This is a genomic window from Candidatus Eisenbacteria bacterium, from assembly GCA_016930695.1.
Lineage (GTDB): Bacteria > Orphanbacterota > Orphanbacteria > Orphanbacterales > Orphanbacteraceae > JAFGGD01.
Genome location: JAFGGD010000034.1, coordinates 106,756 through 122,240 on the forward strand (window position 1 = coordinate 106,756; position 15,485 = coordinate 122,240).

The 15,485-nt window shown below is 67.0% G+C and carries 12 protein-coding genes; 10 read left to right on the forward strand and 2 right to left on the reverse strand.

The features are described 5' to 3' along the window. Positions 1-151: 151 nt before the first annotated feature. From JW958_07955 to JW958_07985, 7 genes are all read left to right on the forward strand, one after another. The gene (locus tag JW958_07955) at positions 152-2,809 is read left to right on the forward strand and encodes a valine--tRNA ligase (GenBank protein MBN1826184.1); all 2,658 of its coding nucleotides are present in this window, start codon (positions 152-154) and stop codon (positions 2,807-2,809) included. Positions 2,810-2,842: 33 nt separating this feature from the next. Then, on the forward strand, positions 2,843-4,210 hold the full coding sequence (locus JW958_07960; GenBank protein ID MBN1826185.1) for a DUF4139 domain-containing protein: 1,368 nt from the start codon (positions 2,843-2,845) through the stop codon (positions 4,208-4,210). Positions 4,211-4,224: 14 nt separating this feature from the next. Further along, positions 4,225-4,596 carry a helix-turn-helix domain-containing protein gene (locus JW958_07965; protein MBN1826186.1) on the forward strand — a complete coding sequence of 124 codons (372 nt, stop codon included), beginning with the start codon at positions 4,225-4,227 and terminating at the stop codon, positions 4,594-4,596. A gap of 1 nt (position 4,597) precedes the next feature. Continuing rightward, entirely contained in the window at positions 4,598-6,580 is a 1,983-nt protein-coding gene (gene uvrB, locus JW958_07970) for an excinuclease ABC subunit UvrB (GenBank protein MBN1826187.1), read from the forward strand. Positions 6,581-6,706: 126 nt separating this feature from the next. Further along, positions 6,707-7,528, forward strand: coding sequence for a carboxylating nicotinate-nucleotide diphosphorylase (nadC, locus tag JW958_07975; protein ID MBN1826188.1), 822 nt, complete (start codon positions 6,707-6,709; stop codon positions 7,526-7,528). Next, on the forward strand, positions 7,525-8,499 hold the full coding sequence (locus tag JW958_07980) for a biotin--[acetyl-CoA-carboxylase] ligase (GenBank protein MBN1826189.1): 975 nt from the start codon (positions 7,525-7,527) through the stop codon (positions 8,497-8,499). Before nadC ends, JW958_07980 begins: the two co-directional genes overlap by 4 nt. Then, a complete protein-coding gene (locus tag JW958_07985) occupies positions 8,496-9,272 on the forward strand; it encodes a type III pantothenate kinase (protein MBN1826190.1) in 777 nt (258 codons plus the stop codon). Before JW958_07980 ends, JW958_07985 begins: the two co-directional genes overlap by 4 nt. Here the strand turns inward: JW958_07985 and JW958_07990 are convergent. Together JW958_07990 and JW958_07995 are read right to left on the reverse strand one after the other, a co-directional pair. Continuing rightward, positions 9,235-9,804, reverse strand: a complete 570-nt coding sequence (locus JW958_07990) for a 3D domain-containing protein (GenBank protein MBN1826191.1) — start codon at positions 9,802-9,804, stop codon at positions 9,235-9,237. The genes JW958_07985 and JW958_07990 overlap by 38 nt on opposite strands. Positions 9,805-10,080: 276 nt before the next feature. After that, a complete protein-coding gene (locus JW958_07995; protein ID MBN1826192.1) occupies positions 10,081-10,617 on the reverse strand; it encodes a bifunctional (p)ppGpp synthetase/guanosine-3',5'-bis(diphosphate) 3'-pyrophosphohydrolase in 537 nt (178 codons plus the stop codon). Positions 10,618-10,802: 185 nt separating this feature from the next. On the opposite strand from JW958_07995, the gene JW958_08000 reads away from it, so the two are divergent. The 3 genes from JW958_08000 to JW958_08010 all read left to right on the forward strand — a co-directional run bounded on the left by JW958_08000 (position 10,803) and on the right by JW958_08010 (position 15,424). Beyond that, positions 10,803-11,813 carry a sodium:calcium antiporter gene (locus JW958_08000; GenBank protein MBN1826193.1) on the forward strand — a complete coding sequence of 337 codons (1,011 nt, stop codon included), beginning with the start codon at positions 10,803-10,805 and terminating at the stop codon, positions 11,811-11,813. Positions 11,814-11,823: 10 nt separating this feature from the next. Then, on the forward strand, positions 11,824-13,272 hold the full coding sequence (locus tag JW958_08005; GenBank protein MBN1826194.1) for a sulfatase: 1,449 nt from the start codon (positions 11,824-11,826) through the stop codon (positions 13,270-13,272). 157 nt (positions 13,273-13,429) lie between these two features. Further along, positions 13,430-15,424 carry a 4Fe-4S binding protein gene (locus JW958_08010; protein ID MBN1826195.1) on the forward strand — a complete coding sequence of 665 codons (1,995 nt, stop codon included), beginning with the start codon at positions 13,430-13,432 and terminating at the stop codon, positions 15,422-15,424. The last annotated feature ends 61 nt before the right edge of the window (positions 15,425-15,485 follow it).

A 15,485-nucleotide genomic window follows, 5' to 3' on the forward strand; every position in this document is an offset into this window, starting at 1 on the left:
GGTCTTTCGATTCTCTCGCTGCCGGACACCTCTTCGCGCATTCCCGGCCCGGGAAAAGCCGAGGGGGCGAGCGGTCCGCTCGGAGAGCGCCTGGATCGAAAGCTCCGCTCGTCCTCGCCGTTGCCTCCCCTCCCGCGACTGTGCTAATCTCATGGCCGTTTCAACGGAGAAGGAGCTTATGGCCACGGAACTTCCGAAAATATACGATCCCTCCGCCGTCGAGAAGAGATGGCAGGAGTTTTGGGAGAAGAACGACGTTTTCCGGACCGACGAGGGGAGCGGGAAAGAGCCCTTCGTCATCCTGATCCCCCCGCCGAACGTTACCGGTGTCCTGCACATGGGGCACGTCCTCACCTACACGATCCAGGATATCGTCATCCGTTTCCGGCGCATGCAGGGGCGGGAGGCGCTCTGGCTTCCCGGCATGGACCACGCGGGGATCGCCACGCAGAACGTGGTGGAGAAGATGCTCCGCAAGGAGGGGAAGAGCCGCCACGATCTCGGACGGGACGCTTTCGTGAAGCATGTATGGGATTGGAAGGAACGGCACGGCGGCCGGATCTTCCAACAGTTCCGCCGTCTCGGCGCCTCTTTCGACATGAACCGTTTCGTCTTCACCCTCGACGAATCCTACTCCCGCGCCGTCGTCCGGGTTTTTGTCTCTCTTTATGAGAAGGGTCTCATCTATCGCGGCAACTACATCGCCGGTTGGTGCCCCCGCTGCCACACCGTTCTCTCCGACGAGGAGGTGGATCACCACGAACGGAAGGGGCGGCTCTGGTACGTGCGCTATCCCCTCGAAGGGGGGGGAGGGGACCTGACGGTCGCCACCACGCGACCGGAGACGATGCTCGGCGATTCCGGCATCGCGATTCATCCCGACAGCGAGCGAACCCGGCATCTCAAGGGAAAACGCGCCGTGCTTCCGCTGGTGGGGCGCTCTCTGCCGATCGTCGAGGACGAAAGGGTCGATCCGGAATTCGGCACCGGTTGCGTCAAGGTGACCCCCGCCCACGATCCGCTCGATTTCGAGTTGGGGAAGACCCACGGCCTCGAGGAGATCCGGATCCTAAAGGAGGACGCGACCGTCGTCGAGGGGTACGGGGCATACAGCGGCCTTTCCCGGGAGGAGGCGCGTAAGGCGATCGTCCGGGATCTGGAGGAGCAGGGGTATCTCGTGAAGACGGAGGACCATCGTCACGCCGTCGGCCGCTGTTACCGTTGCGACACCGACGTGGAGCCCTGGCTCTCGACCCAGTGGTTCGTCTCGATGAAGCGGCTCGCCGAGCCGGCGCTCGACGCGGTCCGCGACGGCCGGGTGGAGATCTTCCCCGACCGCTGGCGGAAGGTCTACTTCCATTGGATGGAAAACATTCGGGACTGGTGCGTGAGCCGCCAGCTTTGGTGGGGTCATCGGATCCCGGCGTACCACTGCGTCGACTGCGGACACGTGATGGTGCGGGAGGAGCGGCCGGAGCGCTGCTCCCAGTGCGCGTCGAGCAACCTGAACCAGGATCCGGACGTGCTCGACACCTGGTTCTCCTCCTGGCTTTGGCCCTTCGCCACCCTCGGCTGGCCGGACCGGGAGAAGCGCCTGGAGACCTTCTTCCCGAGCCATCTGATGGTGACCGGGAGCGAAATCCTCTTCTTCTGGGTCGCCAGGATGATCATGTCCTCCATCGAGTTCCTCGGCGAGCCCCCCTTCGCCAAGGTCTACCTGCATGGGATCGTCCGGGATAAGAAAGGGAGAAAACTGTCCAAATCGCTCGGCAACTCGCCCGACCCGATCGACGTGCTCGACCGCGTCGGCGCCGACGCGGTCCGATTCGCCACCATTTTGAACACGCCGCCGGGCCAGGACCAGATCTTCTCCGAAGAGAACCTCGAGACGGGCCGCCGCTTCGCCAACAAGATCTGGAACGCCGCCCGCTTCGCCCTTCCCCACCTGGAGGGGGTGAAGGATGCGAATCGGGATCCCGCCGGACTCGACCTGCCGGAGCGGTGGATTCGGAGCCGCCTGACCGCGGCGCAGCGCGCGGCCACGGAGCATCTCGAGGCGACCCGCCTGAACGAGGCGGCTTACGCCGTATACGATTTCTTCTGGCATGAACTGTGCGACTGGTACCTGGAGATGAGCAAGGGCGCTCTTTTCGGCGAGGGGGAGGATGCGCCGGTCCGCGAGACCCTTCTGCGTGTCCTTCGGGAAGGCGTGCTGCTTCTCGCCCCCTTCCTGCCGCACCTGGCGGAAGAACTGGGCGAGCGGCTCGGGATCGATGCGCCCTGCGTCTCCGTCGCCCGATGGAACGACGGCGCGGAGGGCTTCCGAGACGAAGCGGCGGAGAGGGAGATGGCCGCGGTGGCGGAGTTGGTCACGTCGGTCCGCACCCTCCGATCCGAGTCGAACATCCCGCCGAAGGAAGAGGTTCCCGTAGCGGTCCGCTTTCTGGACGAAAGCGTGCGCGACGCGGTGGAGCGCTACGGCGATCTCGCGCGCGGTCTCGCCCGGATCGGGTCGCTGGAACTGGGCGTGGCGGAGCGTCCCAAGGGATCCGTCGCCCACGTGACCGGCGCGCTGGAGGTCTTCCTCCCCCTCGCCGGCCTGGTGGACATCGACAAGGAGAGGCAGCGCCTCGCCAAAGAGGAGGAGCGCCTCGGCCGCGAGCTGGAAAAGACCGCCCGCAAGTTGATGAACAAAGAGTATCTTTCCAAGGCGCCCCCCGAGGTGGTCGAGAAGGACCGGGACCGGGAGCGCCGCTTCGCCGAGATGCGCGGCCGCGTGCGGGAGAACCTGCGCGGGCTTTCCGAGTAGAACGCAAGGACCCGTCGACGAGAGGAGGGGGTCATGAGGGCGATCCGTCTGTTCCGAGGGGCGGTCTGGGGGATTCTTTTGCTCGTGAACGCCGCGGCGGCTTCCGGCGAGTCGCCCCGCGTCGCCGTCACCGTCTACAATCGGGATTTGGGAGTGGTGCGGGAGAGGCGCGTCATCGAACTTCGCCGGGGGGATGTCCTTTACTCCTTCACCGACGTGGCCGCCGAGATCGATCCCACGTCGGTTCATTTCCGCGCCGTCGACGGCCGGGGCGATCTCGAGGTGCTGGAGCAGAACTACGAATACGACCTCGTCTCCAGCGACAAGCTCTTCGACAAATACGTCGGGAGCCCGGTGGACGTCTTCTTCTCCCGGAGCGGCGACGTTCTCTCCGGCACGCTGCTCGCGCGGCGGGGAGGGCTGATCCTCCAGGACGCCGGAGGAGAGAGGGTCTCGGTCGTGCTCGGCGATCTTCGGAACGTGGAGATCCACGGCGACGCCGCCGACTTCGTCACCAGGCCGACTCTGGTCTGGACCCTTCGAAACGAGAGCGCCGGCGCGAGGACCGTGGAGGTGGAGTACCTCACCGGCGGCATGAACTGGCACGCCGAGTATGTCGCCCTCGCGAACGAAGAAAACACGACGGTCGAATTCGCCGGCTGGGTCTCGGTGGACAACCGTTCCGGCGCGGACTACGAAGAGGCGCGGCTGAAACTGCTCGCCGGCGACGTGGGACGGGCGGATTACGTTCGGGGGGGACGCGCCGAGATGGACGGGGTTCAGTTCATGGCGAAGGCCCCTCAGGTGGAGGAGCGCGCCCTCTTCGAATACCACATCTATGAAGTGCAACGCCCCACCACGCTACGGGACAACCAGGTGAAGCAGATCCTCTTCGTGCCCAACAGCGCCGTGCCGGTGACGAAGGAGTACCTCTACCAGCCCACCTTCGGTCCGGACAAGATCGGCGTCTATCTCGAGTTCGAAAACCGCGAGGAGCGGGGACTCGGTCTGCCGCTCCCCGCCGGCCTGGTCCGCGTTTTTCAGGACGACGGCCGCGGCGGTTCGGAGTTCATCGGCGAGGATCGGATCGACCACACGGCGAGAAACGAGAAGGTTCGCCTACGGGTCGGTTACGCATTCGACCTGGTGGGAGAGCGGAAGGTGCTCGCCGAGCGGCGGATCGCCGATCGCGTGCGGGAGAGGGATGTGGAGATCCGCCTTAGGAACCGGAAAGAGGAACCGGTGGAGATCAAGGTGCGGGAGAGGGTCGAGGCGGAGTGGTCCATGGAGAAGGAGAGCCACCCGCACCGCCGCGAGGACGCCGGCACCGCCGAGTGGGTCGTCGCCGTCGGCGCCGACGAAGAGATGGTTCTTACCTATACCGTTCGGGTGCGCTACTGAGCCGGGGGGCGGCCATGGAATCGATCGGCGAAACGCTGCGCCGGGTGCGTGAGGAACGGGGTATCACGCTGGAACGGCTGGCGGCGGAAACGCGGGTTCGTGTCGAGTTCCTGGCGGCGCTCGAGGAGGACCGGCACGAGGTGTTTCCGGCGCGCACCTACGTGGTCGGTTTTCTACGTTCCCTTGCGCGCGCGCTCGGCATAGACGAGGACGAGCTTCTGCGCCGATATCGCGAAGACCGGGGGGAGGAAAAGGACGCGCCGGTCAGCCTCTGGGAGAATGAATCGGAGGAGCCGGGAGAAGAGAGGAACGCCCGGTGGATCTGGATCGCCGCCGCGGCGTTCATCGCCCTTCTGGCCGCGGCCTGGCTCTGGTTCGAGCGCTGACATGCCCTTCGTCCTGAAAGCCGAATACGAGCCGAGGGGGGATCAACCGGCGGCGATCCGCGAGCTGACCGAGGGAATGATCCGCGGCGAACGGCATCAGACACTGCTCGGCGTGACCGGATCGGGGAAGACCTTCACCATCGCCAACCTGGTCGCCCGGATCGATCGGCCCACGCTGGTCATCTCTCACAACAAGACATTGGCCGCCCAGCTCTACGGCGAGTTCCGCTCCTACTTTCCGGAGAGCGCCGTCGAGTACTTCGTCAGTTACTACGATTACTACCAGCCCGAGGCGTACATCCCCCAGACCGACACCTACATCGAGAAGGACGCCTCCATCAACGACGACATCGACCGGCTCCGGCTGCGCGCCACGGCGAGTCTTCTCGAACGCCGGGACACGCTGATCGTGGCGAGCGTTTCCTGCATCTACGGCCTCGGTTCGCCGGAGGACTTCGCCGCCCTCCTCCTCTATCTGAAACGGGGGGAAGAGGTCGGCCGGGACCGGATGCTCCGCCGGCTCGTGGAGATCCAGTATCGCCGAAACGACGCGGTGCTCGAGCGTGCCGCCTTCCGCGTGCGGGGGGACACGGTGGAGATCTGGCCCGCTTACGAGGAGACCGCTCTCCGGGTCTCCCTCTTCGGCGACGAGATCGAGTCGATTCGGGAGATCGACCCGATGAAAGGGAGCACCATCCGGGAGCTTCCATACGTGCCGGTTTATCCGGCGCGCCACTTCGTCACCACCGCCGACAAGATCGAGCGCGCCGTCGCCGGGATCGAGGAGGAGTTGGAGGCGCGCCTCGCCGAGCTCACGCGGGAGGGGAAGCTGCTCGAGGCGCAGCGGCTCGGCATGCGGACCCGCTTCGACATGGAGATGCTCCGCGAAACCGGCATATGCGCCGGCATCGAGAATTACTCCCGCCACCTCTCCGGGCGGGCGCCCGGAGAACGTCCGGTCTGCCTGCTCGACTACTTCCCCGAGGACTTTCTCCTGGTGATCGACGAGTCTCACGTCACCATCCCCCAGGTTCGGGCGATGTACAACGGCGATCGTTCACGCAAGGAGCGTCTCGTCGAGCACGGTTTCCGCCTCCCCTCGGCGATGGACAACCGCCCTCTTCGCTTCGAGGAGTTCGAGGCGATGATGCCCCGGACCGTGTTCGTCAGCGCCACGCCTGCGGAGTACGAGCTGCGCCTCTCCGGCGGCGCGCCGGTGGAGCAGCTGATTCGCCCCACGGGGCTCGTCGACCCGGAGATCGACGTGCGGCCCGTGGAGGGGCAGGTGGACGATCTCCTCGAGGAGACGCGGCGCGTCGCCGAGGCGGGTGAGAGGGCGCTGGTCACCACGCTCACCAAGAGGATGGCGGAAGACCTCACCGAGTACCTGACCAAGGCGGGGGTGCGGGTCCGTTATCTCCATTCCGACATCGCCGCGTTGGAGAGAGTGGAGATCATTCGCGAGCTGCGCACGGGCGCCTTCGACGTGCTGGTCGGCGTGAACCTCCTCCGGGAGGGGCTCGATCTGCCGGAGGTGAGGCTGGTGGCGATCCTCGACGCGGACCGGGAGGGGTTTCTGCGGAGCGAGACATCCCTGATCCAAACGGCCGGACGGGCGGCGCGGAACGTGAGCGGGAAGGTGATTCTCTACGCCGCCCAAAAGACCCGCTCCATCGAAGCGGCGGTGACGGAGACCGCCCGTCGCCGGGAGCTGCAGAGGCAGTACAACGAGGAACACGGGATCACCCCCCGCTCGATCCGGAAGAGCGTGGATGAGGTGATGCTCGCCACCTCCGTCGCGGACTCGCGCCGCTCCACCCGCAAGGAGGAGCCGGAGCCGCTCCGTATCCGCCCCGGCCTCTCCCGAGAGGAACTTCTCGCCGCGCTGGAGGCGGAGATGCTCGAGGCGGCGGCCGGCCTGGAGTTCGAGCGGGCCGCCTCTCTCCGGGACCGGATCTTCGAGATCCGCTCGGGGAGCGTCTGATCGTATCGGGGGATGGGGCGGGGGGGCGATCCGGAACGGATGGAACGGCGCGGGGGATCCCGCTAGACTGGGAGGATCATGAACGGATTTCCGAACGACGCTTATCGCGCTTGCGTGGAGGAGGGCGTGCGCCGCGCCCTGGAGGAGGACCGCGCGGAGGAGGACGTGACCACCGCTTCCGTGGTCCCACCGGACCGGGCGGCGTCGGGGCGGGTCCTCTTTCGCAAGGAAGGGGTCCTCGCCGGCGTTCTCCCCTTTGATGAGACCTTCCGGATCCTCGGCGGGGGGGTGGAAACCCTTTGGGTGAAAAGAGAGGGGGAGGTCGCGGCGGCGGGTGAAACGGTCTGCCGGTTCAAGGGTCCGGCGGCCGCCGTCCTTCGAGGGGAGAGGGTCGCCCTCAACTTCCTCATGCGCCTCTCCGGCGTCGCCACGCTTACCGCCTCCTTCGTCCGCGCCGTGGCGGGCACGGGGGTCGAGATCCTGGACACGCGCAAAACGACCCCCGGGCTCCGGCTCCTCGAGAAGGGGGCGGTCCGTGCGGGCGGAGGGGTGAACCATCGCATGGATCTCTCCGCTCTCGCCCTCATCAAAGAGAATCACATCCGGATCGCCGGCGGGATCGATGCGGCGGTGGAGCGCGTGCGCCGGAACGCCCCCGGCGTCGGGATAGAAGTCGAGGTGACGAACGAAAAGGAGCTCGAAGAGGCGCTCGCCCTCTCCGTCGATCGGGTGATGCTCGACAACTTCGACCTCGCCGACGTCGAGAAGTCGGTGAAGCGCGCGCGGCGGGAGAAAAACCCTCCCTACGTGGAGCTGTCTGGAGGGATGACCGTGGAGAAGGCGGCGAAGGCCGCGCTTCTCGGCGTGAACGGAATCAGCGTGGGCGCCCTCACCCACTCGGCGCCGGCGGCGGACCTTAGCCTTCTCTTCGAGGCGGAGGGGGGATGAGCGAAAAGGAGAGGATCGACGAGTCGGTGCTCGCCCTTTTCGACGGAGGGGAGTACCGGACCGCCGGCGAACTGGCGCGCGCGGCGGGGATCGGCCCGGGGGAGGTGAACGAATCGCTCCGCCGGCTCGAGGAGGCGGGCTATGTTTGGGAGAGACATCCGGTCCGCGGGATCGCTCTGCGGGAGCGCCCGGACCATCTGGTCCACTCCGAGGTGGCGCCGTACCTTTCCACCCGCTCCCTCGGGCGGTCGATCCGTTTCTTCCGGAGCGTGGAGTCGACCAACGACAGTCTCCTCTCCCCGCTCTTCTCCGGCGCGGAGCCGGGAACGGTGCTCGTCTCGGAGGAACAGACCCGCGGAAGGGGGAGGCTGGACCGCCGTTGGGAGACGCCCCCCTTCCGGGCGCTTCTCTTCTCGGTGCTGCTCGGCGCGGAGGGGGGACCGACCGCCGCCGGAAGGCTCACCCTCGTCTCAGGCGTCGCCGCGGCGGAAGCGGTGCGCGCCGCCGGCGGGCCATCCCTCGCGATCCGTTGGCCGAACGACCTTGTCGCCGAGAGGCGGAAGGTGTGCGGGATCCTCTGCGAGTACAAGCCCGAGAGCGCCCGTCTCGTGCTCGGCGTCGGCATGAACGTGAACCAGACGGTAGAGGAACTCCCCGCCGGCGCCGCCTCGCTTCGCACACTCTCCGGACGGACTTTCCGGCGCGGTCCCCTCTTGGCGGCTATTCTGAACCGGCTGGAGGTCTGGGTCGATCGGGCGGAGGCGGAGGGATTCGAGACGGTGCGCGCCGAAGCGGAGCGCCAAAGCGCCCTCGTCGGCCGTTCCGTCACCCTCGAAAGGGGGGAGGGGCGGGTCGAGGGGATCGCCGTGGGGATCGGTAGGGGCGGTGGTCTTCTGGTCCGGACGGAGGAGGGGACACGGGAGTACCGGAGCGGCGAGGTGATCCGCGTCCGTCCGGTGGGAGAGGAGTGAGAGGAACGATGCATCTCGCCGTGGACATGGGGAACTCGGAGGCGAAGATCGCCTTGTTCGACGACGACTCCCTCCGCCGGATCGCCGCGATCTCCACGGATCGTTTCCGGGACGCGGAATCGGCGGAGAGGGCGCTTCGGGGCGCGCTTTCCCAGGCCGGTGTTGCGGCGGAGTCGCTTCTGGGTTCCGCCGCCGCCGTGGTGGTGCCCGAGCGGGCCGCTCCTCTCCGCGAGGCGCTCGCCGCGATTCATGTCGGCCGTGATCCTCTCTTCGTCGACCGGACGATCCGCATGAACATCCGTCTCGGCTACGAGAGGCCCGAGGAACTGGGGGCGGACCGGATCGCCGACGCGGCGGCCGGCTACGATCGGGTGGGTGGGGCGGTGGTAGTGGTCGACCTCGGGACGGCGACCACCTTCAACGCGGTGGACGCGCGCGGGGTTTTCCTCGGCGGGGCGATCGCCGCGGGGGTCCGCACCGCGGTGGAACGGCTCGCCCGTCGGGCGGCGCGACTCTTCGAAGCGGAGCTGCGCTTTCCGGAGAGGGCGATCGGAAGGAGCACCGAAGAGGCGCTTCGCTCCGGCGCTCTCTACGGGGCGGCGGCGATGGTGGACGGCATGGTCGAGAGGATTCTGGAAGAGCTGGGCGGGGGCGCCGCCGTCGGAACCGGCGGGTTCGCGGCGATGATCTGCCCGCGCACGCGGCTCGTTCGGGAATGGGACGAGGATCTGACTCTTAAAGGGCTGAGGCTTCTCTCGCGACTGAACCGCTGATGTCGGCGATCCGCTTCTCCCGAGCGGGAGAGAGGGAAACGACCTTCTTCCCCCAACGGCGCGCCTCGTCCGTGCTGGAGAACCAAATGTCCGCCCGCCTCCGGTAGCGTTTGTTCATGGTGTCCTCCACCACGAACTCCCCGATCCCTTCCAAAATCACGCGGTCGCCGAAATCGAACGGTGCGGAAGGATTGTAGGTCCGGATCAGATCCCGGGAGAGGGCGATCACGCCGGGGCGGACGGAGGTCATCGACGCGGTCAGATAGGGGGTCGAATCGGTCTGGTCCGGCGTCGAGGAGTATCCGGTCACGATGACGTCGAGGGGAGGGAGGAGGGTGAATCGGCGCTCCCGGCCGAGGACGTAGTCTCCCGCGTCCGGGGAGTCGAAGCAGGTCGTTTTCACGGGTTCGCCGCCGGTCCGGGGGCTGGGGGCGTCCGCGGAAGCGAACACCAGAGGGGCGAGAAGGCACGCCAGAAGCGTCCCCGTCCCTCTCCGGTTCCCCATCTTTTGTATTTTCAACCAAATCCGCATCTTTCACCCTAAAACGCACGAAAACCAACCGATGGGTTGGTTTGTAGAAGTTACACGAAAGATTTTTCAAAACTAGTTGATATTAATGGACTTGCCCGGTCAAGGCCGGACCGTTCCTCCTTTGTCGTCTCCCGACGCTCCGTGAAAGATAGCCGTTCCTCGCGAGGTTGTCAAGCCGAAAAACCGCGTCCATTCAACCTCCGTGCCCTCTCTCTCCCCTGGTCGTTTTATATAAAAACCATTCGATTCCGGACGGAACGGATGGAAAGAAACGGCTCATTCCTTTCCGAAGACTCGGTCCACCTGGCGGGCGAGCGCCGCGAGGAGGGGGTGGCCGTCGCCCAGAATCCTGGAAGCCTCCCGGTGGTACCAAGCCTGTTTCTCCCTCCCCCGGTGGAAGCGATCCCAGACCTCCTCGCCGAGGCGCTCGCGATCCGACTCGATGGAGCGAAGGTTGTCCAGTTTGTCCGCCGCGAAGACCAGGCGGACCTCCTCTGAAGCGCCGGGGAGGGCTCGGAGGGTCCCCTCTTTCCTCTCCTCCCATGGGAGGCTCTTGTCCGGTTCGGAGGCTCCGGCCACGATCCGCGCGACCGTTTCGCCGAAGTGTTCCCGTAGGTGATCGACCGTCGCCGCCGTGTCCTCCAGCACGTCGTGCAGGATCCCCGCCGCGACCGTCTGCTCGCCGCACCCCTCCTCCGCCAGAAGGCGGCCGACGCCGAGGGGATGCCAGTAATAAGGGGTGGAGGAGCCTTTCCGGATCTGGCCCCCGTGCGCCTCGATCGCGAAGTGTATCGCCCGTTCGATCCCGTCCATGATTTCACTCCTTGCGCCCCGGGGTCGCGCCGGCGGCGCGCGCCGGTCATTCTACCAGCCGCGGGGGGTGCGCCGGAAGGCCGCCGGTCGCGGGCGCCTCGGGGGAATCGGCGTGCGGGCCGTGCTCTTTTCCGCTATACTCTCCGCCTATGGAATGGTTGATACCGGAGGCTTGGTTTACCGGTTTGGGAACCGGTCTCCTTCTTTTCTTGTCGGCCGGAGCGATCGCGGTGCTCGTCCGGGGGGCGGGCTGGGTCGTGGACGCCGCTTCCGTCCTCGCCCGCCGTCTGGGCGTCTCCGAGGTGGTGATCGGCGCCACGGTGGTCTCTCTCGGCACCACGAGCCCGGAGGCGGCCGTCTCGGTGATGGCCGCCTGGTCCGGCGAGCCGGGGCTCGCCCTCGGCAACGCCGTCGGTTCGGTGATCGCCGACACGGGGCTCATCTTCGGCCTCGGCTGCCTGCTCGCTTTTGTCCCCGCGGACCGCTTCATCCTCCGGCGCCAGGGATGGGTCCAGTTCGGTTCCGGGATTCTTCTCGCCGTCATCTGTTACGGCGCCCTCGCCCTTCGGGGGGACGAGGCGGCGATCGTCCGCCCGGTAGGGGTGTTCCTGCTGGCGCTTCTCGTCGTGTACATGATCGCGAGCGTCCGCTGGAGCCGTCGCCACCCGCTGACCGGGACCTTGGGCGACGCTTTACCGGATGGGGAAAGACTCCTCCGGATCCTCCCCCTCGGCGTTCTCGGCCTGCTCTTGGTGCTGCTGGCGAGCCGGTTGCTGATCTGCACCGTCAGCGAAGTCGCCGTTCGCTGGGGGGTCCCGCAGGTCGTGATCGCCGCCACCCTCGTCGCGATCGGCACCTCCCTTCCGGAACTGACCGTCGGCTTGACCAGCGTGGTGAAGGGGAGGACGGAGCTTCTCATCGGCAACGTGATCGGCGCGGACGTGTTGAATATCCTCTTCGTGATCGGTGCATCCGCCGTCGCGGCGCCGCTCCGCGTGGTCGACCCGACCGCGTCGATCCCGCGGATCTTCCTCTATCTGCATCTTCCGGCGATGATTCTGATCCTCGCCCTTTTCCGGGTCTTCATCCATACCGCCGTGCCGCGGGGACGGTTCCGCCGATGGAACGGGTTGCCCCTCGTCATTTTCTACGCGGTTTATGTGATCGCCCAGTACGCCCTTTCGGCGGGGCGGTGAGGAGGGGCTCTTGTTCGGCAGAAGGACCATCGGACGGACGAGAGGAATCGTGGCCGCCTCGCTTGCCCTCCCCCTGCTCGCCGGGTGCGGATCCGGCGACGAGAGGCCGCACGTGATCCTCGTCACCCTCGACACCACCCGAAAGGACCATCTCTCCCCCTACGGGAACGGATGGATCGCCACGCCGACCCTGGAGGCGGTCGCCGCGGAAGGGGCGCTCTTCGAGAACGCCTTCGCCCCGATCCCCATGACCCGCCCCTCCCACGCCTCGATGTTCACCGGGCTCTATCCCCGCTCCCACGGTGTGCGGAACAACACCCGGACCTTGTACGGGGACCGGCCCATGCTCGCCCCCCTCTTCTCCGGAGCCGGTTACGCGACCTATGGAGTGGTGAGCACCGGTCTCTTTCGGGAAGAATCCGGTTTCACCCGCGGCTTCGAGAATTTCACGGAGAAGTCGGATCCTCTGCAAGGGGCGGCGACCACCGTGGACCGCGCGATCGAGTTCCTGCGGGAAGGGGCGGAGGGGGGACGCCCCTTCTTCCTCTGGGTGCACCTCTTCGATCCCCATTTTCCGTACGGCCCGCCGGGAGGGTGGGCGGACCGCTACGGCCGGGACGCCTACCCGGGGATGATCGCGGCGACCCTGGAGGAGTTGGCGCGCGGCACCGCCGAGACGGGCGGGGACGTGACCGGGCCGATGCTCGAGAGGATCCGAGGCCTCTACGCCGGCGAGGTCTCCTATATGGACGAGGAACTGGGGCGGCTGATTCGGGAGATCGATCGCCTCGGCGTTCGGGAGAGAACCCTTCTCGCGATCCTCTCCGACCACGGCGAAGCCTTCGACCACGATTTTTACTTCAATCACGATCGCACCCTTTATGAGTCGACCGTTTCGATCGCCTGGATGCTGCGCTGGCCGGGGAGGATCCGGCCGGGGCGGATCACGGCGCCCGTGGAGGCGGTCGATCTCGCGCCGACCCTTCTCGAACTCGCCGGGCTCTCCGCGCCGGAGGCGATGCAGGGCCGCAGCCTCGTTCCTCTTCTCTCCGGCGGCTCCCTTCCGGAGAGACCGGTGATCCTCGCCACTCCCGATGAAGTGGACGACGCCTTCCTCGAGAAACCGCGCCGCCTTCGCCACCAGGAGGATCGGGATGCGGCCTACCGAACCGTGCTCGGCCGCGTTCCCCTCGACCGCCTTCCCTTCCCGCGCCGCGAGGCGATCGTCCTGGACGGTTGGAAGCTCATTCTCGACGGCGACGAACCGGTGGAGCTGTACCATCTCCCGGAAGACCCGGGGGAGGAGAGGAACCGGATCGCGGAGGAAGGGGGGCGTGTCCGGGATCTCCTGGATGAGTACGCGCGGCGGATCGCCGAAATCCCCCTGGAGGGGGGCGAGACGGAAGCTCCCTCGGAGGAGACCGTGGAGCGCCTGCGCGCCCTCGGATATGTCGACTGAGTAACCCTCTCCCCGCTTTTTCGTCTTACCCCCACCGATCGCTCCGCCGCCGCCGCGACCCGTTTCGGTCGGCTATCCCCTTCCGCCGCCGCGCCCTCCCGTGTTACGTTATGCGGATCGCGCCCCGCGACGGGGCGCCGCGGAGGTATACCGACCGATGAGTGTTTTCCATCCCATCCCCCCGTCGGTGCTGCTCCGACGGGCGGTTCTTCAGCACGCGCGCGAGAAGGCGGTTTTCGACCTGCCGGCGCGCCGTTTCTACACAGGCGCGGGCGACGCCGATTTTTCGGTCCGCTTTCACGGCGGCCGGGCGTCGACTCCGGTCGGTCCCGCCGCCGGCCCGCACACCCAACTGGCGCAGAACATCCTGCTCGCCTGGCTCGCGGGCTCGCGGATCCTCGAGCTGAAAACGGTGCAGGTGAACGACCGTATCCACGTCGCCCGCCCCTGCATCGACATGGAGACGATCGGATTCAACGTGGAGTGGTCGCAGGAGCTGCCGCTCCACCTTTCCCTGGCGGAGTACGTCAAGGCCTGGGTGTTGATCCACGCATTTCCCGAGGCGGGTATCCCCGAGTCGCTGCCGGAGGGGGAGCGGGAAACCGTGTTCGACGCCAGCGTCGGTTACGATCTGGCGGGGATTCGTTCCGCCAAGATGACCCGTTTTCTCGCGGGGCTCCGGGACGCCGGCGCGGAGATCGACGCGGTTCGGGCGGAGCTGCGCCGCGGTCTTCCCGGCGGGCTTCGCCGCCTCGCCGACGTGGACGTGCCCGCCCGGGTCGTCCGCACGGCGACGCTCTCCACGTTCCACGGCTGCCCGCCGGAGGAGATCGAGGCGATCGGCGCCCACCTGATGGAGCGTTTCGGATTTCATTTGGTCATCAAGATGAACCCGACGCTCTTGGGGCGGGAGAGGGTGAACGAGATTCTCGCCGGACGGCTCGGTTACGACGATCTCACCGTGCCGCGCTCCGCGTTCCAAGGCGATCCCGGTTTCGACGAGGCGGTGGGGATGCTCCGCCGCCTGCGGGAGCTGGGGAAGAAGACGGGGTGCGACGTGGGCGCCAAGTTCACCAACACGCTCGTGACGGAGAACCACAAGTCGGTGTTCGCGGATGACGTGATGTACCTCTCCGGACCGCCCCTCTTCCCGCTCGCCCTCGAGGCGGCTCTTCGGGTGCGCCGGGCGATCGAGGGGGACCTGCCGGTCTCCTTCTCCGGGGGGGTCACCGCCAAGAATTACGCGGACACGCTTGCCGCCGGCTTCACGCCGGTCACGGTCTGCACCGACCTCCTGAAGCCGGGGGGATACATGCGGCTCTTCGCCTACCACGACGCCCTCGCCTCCCGGATGCACGAGCTGGGCGCGAAGGACGTGGATTCCCTGATCGTCCTCGCGGCGGGAGGGGGCTCCGACGTCGGCGCGTCCTCTCTCCGGAACCACGCGTCTCTCCTGGAGCGGGCGCTCGGCGATCCCGCTTACGGGCGGGAGAAGAACCAGAATCCTCCGCGCAAGATCGGCGCCCGGCTCGCTCTTTTCGATTGCACCGGCTGCGAAACCTGCGTCCATGTCTGCCCGAACAACGCCCTCTTCTCCTACACCCTTCCCCGGCGATCGATCCTCTACCGCGATCTGAGGGTGAAAGGCGGTTCGTTGGTCCCGGACGGCGAGGAGAAAACCCACGAGACGGGGAGGGGGAAGCGGCCCGAATACCAGATCGCCGTCACGGCGGAGCTGTGCAACGACTGCGGCAACTGCGGCGTGTTCTGTCCCGAGGATGGGGGGCCGAACCGCGCGAAACCGCGCCTCTTCCTCCGGGAGGGCGCCTTCGAATCGGATCCCGGACCGGCTTTCCTCGTCGTTCGGGAGGGGACGACCACGACGCTCCGCGCCCGTTCGGGCGAGGAGCGCGCGGAGCTGCTTCTGCAGGGGGACGCCGCCGTCTATCGGGACCGTTTCGTGGAACTTGTCTTCCTCGGAGGGAAAGACGAACCGGCGGAGGCGCGGATCCTCGGCTCGCCCGCGGAAGGGGAGAGGATCCCCCTCGCCACCGCGCACACGCTCCGCCGTCTGGCGGAGGGGTGGCTCTCGCCGGAAGGCGCGTCCTATCTGTCGGCCTTGATGGAGGTTCCCCCGGAACCCTTAACGTGATACGCTGAACAACCCTTTCTTCCGGCCCGGCGTCCGGGCCCGAGGCGGATCGGAGTCGCCG

Bases quoted from the DNA above. Each gene is read 5' to 3' on its own strand.
- JW958_07995 (MBN1826192.1), bottom strand. From the start codon at position 10,617: ATGGACGGGATCGAACGGGCGATACACTTCGCGATCGAGGCGCACGGG.
- uvrB (MBN1826187.1), top strand. From the start codon at position 4,598: ATGCCCTTCGTCCTGAAAGCCGAATACGAGCCGAGGGGGGATCAACCG.
- JW958_07990 (MBN1826191.1), bottom strand. From the start codon at position 9,804: ATGCGGATTTGGTTGAAAATACAAAAGATGGGGAACCGGAGAGGGACG.
- JW958_08010 (MBN1826195.1), top strand. From the start codon at position 13,430: ATGAGTGTTTTCCATCCCATCCCCCCGTCGGTGCTGCTCCGACGGGCG.
- JW958_07980 (MBN1826189.1), top strand. From the start codon at position 7,525: ATGAGCGAAAAGGAGAGGATCGACGAGTCGGTGCTCGCCCTTTTCGAC.
- JW958_07955 (MBN1826184.1), top strand. From the start codon at position 152: ATGGCCGTTTCAACGGAGAAGGAGCTTATGGCCACGGAACTTCCGAAA.
- JW958_07960 (MBN1826185.1), top strand. From the start codon at position 2,843: ATGAGGGCGATCCGTCTGTTCCGAGGGGCGGTCTGGGGGATTCTTTTG.
- JW958_07965 (MBN1826186.1), top strand. From the start codon at position 4,225: ATGGAATCGATCGGCGAAACGCTGCGCCGGGTGCGTGAGGAACGGGGT.